General features: G+C 68.3%; 5 protein-coding genes. 4 read left to right on the top strand and 1 reads right to left on the bottom strand.

Features of this window, described 5'->3' with window-relative positions; all coding sequences use genetic code 11:
- The coding region (locus ACRDTL_RS02840; protein ID WP_431505208.1) for an amidohydrolase at positions 1-888 on the top strand (888 nt) is incomplete at its 5' end.
- 174 nt (positions 889-1,062) lie between these two features.
- Complete coding sequence (locus ACRDTL_RS02835; RefSeq protein WP_431505207.1) at positions 1,063-1,950, top strand: hypothetical protein; 888 nt, start codon at positions 1,063-1,065, stop codon at positions 1,948-1,950.
- A gap of 85 nt (positions 1,951-2,035) precedes the next feature.
- Here the strand turns inward: ACRDTL_RS02835 and ACRDTL_RS02830 are convergent, their stop codons facing one another.
- Positions 2,036-2,515 (bottom strand): gamma-glutamylcyclotransferase, encoded by a 480-nt coding sequence (locus ACRDTL_RS02830; protein ID WP_431505206.1) that lies wholly within the window; start codon positions 2,513-2,515, stop codon positions 2,036-2,038.
- 68 nt (positions 2,516-2,583) lie between these two features.
- Between ACRDTL_RS02830 and ACRDTL_RS02825 the strand changes: the two genes are divergently transcribed.
- A complete protein-coding gene (locus tag ACRDTL_RS02825; protein ID WP_431505205.1) occupies positions 2,584-3,990 on the top strand; it encodes an NAD(P)H-quinone dehydrogenase in 1,407 nt (468 codons plus the stop codon).
- A gap of 112 nt (positions 3,991-4,102) precedes the next feature.
- A complete protein-coding gene (locus ACRDTL_RS02820; protein WP_431505204.1) occupies positions 4,103-5,857 on the top strand; it encodes a glycerol-3-phosphate dehydrogenase/oxidase in 1,755 nt (584 codons plus the stop codon).
- Positions 5,858-5,942: the final 85 nt, after the last annotated feature.

Genomic DNA, 5,942 nt, shown 5'->3' with positions numbered 1-5,942 from the left:
TCGACGATGCCCAACGTCGCGCATGCCTGTGGACACGACGCACACGCCGCGATCCTGCTCGGCGCCGCGCAGGCGCTGGCCTCGGTGCCCGAGTTACCGATCGGGGTGCGGCTGATCTTCCAGGCCGCCGAGGAGCTGATGCCCGGTGGTGCGCTCGATGCGATCGCCGCCGGGGCGCTGGCCGGAGTCAGCCGGATCTTCGCGTTGCACTGTGATCCCCGGCTTGCGGTTGGCCGGGTCGCGGTGAAGCTGGGGCCGATCACCTCGGCGGCCGACCGGCTCGAGATCGCGTTGTATTCGCCCGGCGGGCATACCTCCCGGCCGCATTTGACCGCGGACCTGGTCTACGGGATCGGGACTCTGATCACCGGAGTGCCCGGTGTGCTGTCCCGCCGCCTCGACCCGCGCAAGGGCACTGTGCTGGTGTGGGGCGCGGTCAACGCCGGTGTCGCCGCCAATGCCATTCCGCAGACCGGCGTGCTGGCCGGCACGGTCCGCACTGCCAGCCGCGAGACGTGGCAGAGCCTGGAGGGCGTCATCCGCGAGGCGGTGTCCGCATTGCTGTCGCCGCTGGGCATCGAGCACACGCTGCAATACCATCGCGGCGTACCGCCGGTGGTCAATGAGGAGGTTTCGACGCGGATCCTCATGCACGCGATCGAAGCCGTCGGTCCCGAGGTGCTGTCCGACACTCGGCAGTCGGGCGGCGGCGAAGACTTCTCCTGGTATCTGGAGAAAGTTCCCGGCGCGATGGCGCGACTCGGGGTGTGGTCGGGTCACGGTCCGCAGCTGGACCTGCACCAGCCGACGTTCGACCTCGACGAGCGAGCTCTGGCGATCGGCGTGCGGGTGATGGTGAACATCGTCGAGCAGGCTGCAGTGTTCTAATTCGGCCTTGGCCGCGAGCGTGCGTGTTTGTGCGTCGACACGCCGCAAATGCCGTACAACGACGCACGCTCGCCGAAGCGGGACCATCCCCAGCGGCAGCTTTGTTCACAATCTGACCGCGCACGGCCCGCAGCCGAATGCGCGGTCGAAATCCGTACCTCCACGATGACCGCCATGAACCAACAGCTGATTCGGCTGCTCGACGACCAAGGTGGAGTGGTCACGTCTGCTCAGGGACTGACGTTCCTGACCCGCCGCGGCCTGGAGTCGCAACTGAACGCTGGTGCGCTGCAGAAGGTTTGGTACGGCATCTACGGGTGCGGCGACGTGGACACCAGGTTGCGGCTAGGTGGCCTGGATTTGGCGACCGGCACCACTGTTGCGGTGTGCCTGGGGACAGCGGCCGCGGCGTACGGTTTCGACACCGAGCAGACTGTTGATTTGCACGTGCTCAATCCACCCGGCCGACAACTGCGGTCCGCAGATGGTCTGGTCGTGCACCGGCGTGAGGGTGCGCCGTTGACTCTGGTCGTCGACCGGCCGGCCACTGCGCCGGCATGGACCGCCATCGAAGTGGCGCGCGGACTGCGTCGGCCGCGTGCACTGGCGACGTTGGACGCCGCGCTGCGCAGTGGCACCTGCAGCCGTGACGACTCGCACAGGGCCGCCAGGCAGCAGTCTGGCCGGCGCGGCATCGTGGCCGTGCGCAAGTTGATTGACTTGGCCGCTCCGCAGGCGGAGTCGCCGATGGAGAGCGAGGTGCGACTGGTGATGATCGATGGAGGTTTGCCGCCGCCGGTGCTGCAGTACGAGGTCGTGGACGCGAACGGCCGGACCTGGCGGCTGGACTTTGCCTGGCCCGAGTCTCGGGTTGCCGCCGAGTACGACGGTGTCGACTGGCACAGCGGCCCCGACGCTTTCTTCCGTGACCGACGGCGGTCGGCGGCACTGCAGGACCTCGGATGGGTGACCGTCGCCATCGTCGCCGAGGACGTCAGGCATCGGCCCTGGGAGCTCGTCCGTCGCATCGAGAGGCAGCTGGAGCGCTCGAAAGCCGCTTGACGCTGCCACGAAGGTGCACAGAATGCCGTCGGCAACAGCGTGTCGCCGTACAAACACGCACGCTCGCGTAGTAAAAGTTGGTTGGCTACTCGCCGTGCCCCGGGCCGATGTTGCGCGCCGGACGAGTGCGCAGGTGATTAACGTACTCCGCTGGCGCACCGGCGATTTCGGCGGCGTCAGCCATCACACCGAGATAGTGTGCCGACGGCAGGCCGCCCTCCCACGCATCGACCACGTACAGCCATGCCAGCACCGGATCGGTTGTGGTGTCCGAGGATAGCCGCTCCACCCGGCATCGAATCTTCTTGTGGATGCCGAGCTCCGAGCCTTCCCACCGGTCCAGGTTCTGCTCGTCGGCGGAGGTGACGTCGTAGAGCACGACGAACACCTTGGATGCCGGATCCTCCGCGATGGTGGCCAACGCGCCCTCCCAGCCGATGTCCTCGCCGCCGAACGTCAGTCGCCAGCCGTGTAGCCAACCGGTTCCGGCCATCGGCGAGTGGGGTGCACGCAGTGCCATCTGCTCTGGATCCATGTTCGACCCGTAAGCGGCGTAGAGCGGCACGGGGAAAGCTTAAACGGCACCCCGCTGGCTGAGCGGTCATCCGACAGTCGGGTGGGTAGGTTGAACCCGTGGCGACCCGCATCGTGATCCTCGGCGGCGGCCCGGCCGGTTACGAGGCCGCCCTCGTTGCCGCGGCACGTGAGGCCCGGGTGACCGTGGTGGACTCCGACGGCATCGGGGGCGCAGCGGTGCTGGCCGACTGCGTGCCGTCCAAGACGTTCATCGCCTCCACCGGCGTCCGCACCGAACTGCGCCGCGCACCCCACCTGGGCTTCGACATCGACATCGACGACGCCAAGATCTCGCTCCCGGAAATTCACCAGCGGGTCAAGAGCCTGGCCGCCGCACAGTCCGCCGACATCACCGATCAGCTGCTCAGCATGGGCGTGGAGGTGATCGCGGGCCGCGGCGAGCTGGTCGACACCACGCCCGGGCTGGCCCGGCACCGGATCAAGGTGACCGCTCACGACGAGGCCACCACCGAGCTTGACGCCGACGTCGTACTGATCGCCACCGGCGCCAGCCCCCGGATCATGGCGTCGGCACAGCCCGACGGCGAGCGCATTCTGACCTGGCGTCAGATCTACGACCTGCACTCGCTGCCCGATCACCTCATCGTGGTGGGTTCCGGGGTGACCGGTGCCGAGTTCGTCCACGCCTACACCGAACTCGGTGTCGCGGTGACCGTGGTGGCCAGCCGCGACCGGGTGCTGCCCTACGAAGACGCCGATGCCGCGCGGGTGCTCGAAGAGTCGTTCGCCGAACGGGGCGTCGAGCTGGTCAAAAATGCCCGCGCGGGCTCGGTCACCCCCACCGATGGCGGGGTGGTGGTCAAGTTGACCGACGGCCGCACCGTCGAGGGCAGCCACGCGCTGATGACGATCGGGTCGACCCCGAATACCGGTGGCCTGGGCCTGGAACGGGTCGGCATCGAATTGGGACGCGGCAACTACCTGACCGTGGACCGGGTGTCACGGACGTCGGTGCCCGGGATCTATGCCGCCGGTGACTGCACCGGTCTGCTGCCGTTGGCATCGGTCGCCGCGATGCAGGGCCGGATCGCGATGTGGCACGCATTGGGGGAGGCGGTCAGCCCGATCCAGCTGCGCACGGTGGCGGCGGCCGTGTTCACCCGGCCCGAGATCGCCGCGGTTGGTGTCCCGCAAACGGCCATTGACGACGGATCGGTGCCGGCCCGGACCATCATGCTGCCGTTGCGGACGAATGCGCGCGCCAAGATGTCGGGCCTGCGGCACGGCTTCGTCAAACTGTTCTGCCGGCAGGCCACCGGCGTGGTGATCGGCGGGGTGGTGGTCGCCCCGATCGCGTCGGAGTTGATCCTGCCGATCGCCGTCGCCGTGCAGAACCGCATCACCGTCAACCAGCTGGCGCAGACCCTGGTCGTCTACCCGTCGCTGTCCGGGTCCATCACCGAGGCCGCCCGCCGGCTGATGGCTCACGATGATCTCGATTGACGCCCGGTGACGATGCAGAGCGGGTAGCGCGATGAGGAGGAGGCGGGCAATCGAGCCGAGCCGGTAACCTTGAGCCAGCCCTACTGACGAGTAACCGACAGGAGTTAGTGTCGTGAGCGACCCGATCCTCGGACCGGGCAGCGGGCAGTTCTGGCCGGCCTCCTTGGGACCCGAACAACGCGCCGTCGCCTGGCAGCGGCTCGGCACCGAGCAATTCGACGTGGTGGTCATCGGCGGCGGCGTGGTGGGTTCGGGATGCGCGCTGGACGCCGCCACCCGCGGGCTGAAGGTGGCGATGGTCGAAGCCCGTGATTTCGCCTCCGGCACCTCCAGCCGGTCGTCGAAGATGTTCCACGGCGGCCTGCGCTACCTCGAACAGCTCGAGTTCGGGCTGGTCCGTGAGGCGCTCTACGAACGCGAGCTGTCGCTGACGATGTTGGCGCCGCATCTGGTCAAGCCGCTGCCCTTCCTCTACCCGCTGACCAAGCGGTGGTGGGAACGGCCCTACGTGGCCGCCGGCATCTTCCTCTACGACCAGCTCGGCGGTGCGAAATCTGTTCCGGCGCAAAAGCATCTGACCCGCGCCGGCGCACTGCGACTGTGCCCGGGCCTCAAGCGCAGCTCGTTGATTGGCGGCATCCGCTACTACGACACCGTCGTCGACGACGCCCGGCACACCATGACCGTCGCGCGCACCGCGGCGCACTACGGCGCGGTGGTGCGCTCGTCGACCCAGGTGGTCGCGCTGCTGCGCGAGGGTGACCGGGTGACCGGAGTAACGGTGCGCGACTCCGAGGACGGCGCCGCCACCGATGTGCGTGGACATGTCGTGGTCAACGCGACCGGGGTGTGGACCGACGAGATTCAGGCATTGTCCAAGCAGCGCGGGCGGTTCCAGATCCGGGCTTCCAAAGGTGTGCACATCGTCGTGCCGCGCGACCGCGTCGTCAGCGACGTCGCGATCATTCTGCGCACCGAGAAGTCGGTGATGTTCGTCATTCCATGGGGCAGCCACTGGATCATCGGCACCACCGACACCGACTGGGGCCTGGACCTGGCGCATCCCGCGGCTACCAAGGCCGACATCGACTACATCCTGGGCACGGTCAACACCGTGCTCGCCACCCCGCTGACCCACGCCGACATTGACGGGGTGTACGCCGGGTTACGGCCGCTGCTGGCCGGGGAGAGCGACGACACCTCCAAGCTGTCGCGCGAGCACGCCGTGGCGGTGCCCGCACCCGGCCTGGTCGCCATCGCCGGCGGCAAGTACACCACCTATCGGGTGATGGCGGCCGACGCGATCGACGCTGCAGCGCAATATATTCCGGCCCGGGTGGCGCCGTCGATCACCGAGAAGGTGAGGCTGCTGGGCGCCGACGGTTACTTCGCGTTGATCAACCAGACCGAACACGTGGGCGCGCTACGGGGCTTACACCCGTATCGGGTGCGCCATCTGCTGGACCGCTATGGGTCGCTGATCAGCGAGGTGCTGGCAATGGCGGACGACCGCCCCGAGCTGCTGAACCCGATCTCTGCGGCGCCGGTCTACCTGAAGGTGGAAGCCGCCTACGCCGCGACCGCCGAGGGCGCACTGCATTTGGAGGACATCCTGGCCCGTCGGATGCGGATCTCCATCGAGTACCCGCACCGGGGTGTCGACTGCGCGCGGGAGGTGGCCGAAGTGGTCGCGCCGGTGCTCGGGTGGTCCGCGGCCGACGTCTACCGTGAGGTCAAGACCTACACGGCGCGGGTGGAGGCGGAGGTGCTGTCGCAGGCCCAGCCCGACGACGATTCGGCGGATGCGCTGCGGGCCAGCGCTCCGGAGGCGCGCGCCGAGATTCTCGAGCCGGTGCCGCTGACTTGAGGTCCGCCCCGCTCCCGCCACGCGACGGATTGGGACCGGCGCGGGTGCGGGTGCGCGGTGGACCTCTGGGTGACGAGTTGAGCAC

Origin of the sequence: Mycobacterium sp. (assembly GCF_050700595.1) — a bacterium.
Classification (GTDB): domain Bacteria; phylum Actinomycetota; class Actinomycetes; order Mycobacteriales; family Mycobacteriaceae; genus Mycobacterium.
The sequence above is the reverse complement of the archived record's forward strand: the minus strand, read 5'-3'. Positions and strand labels throughout refer to the sequence as shown.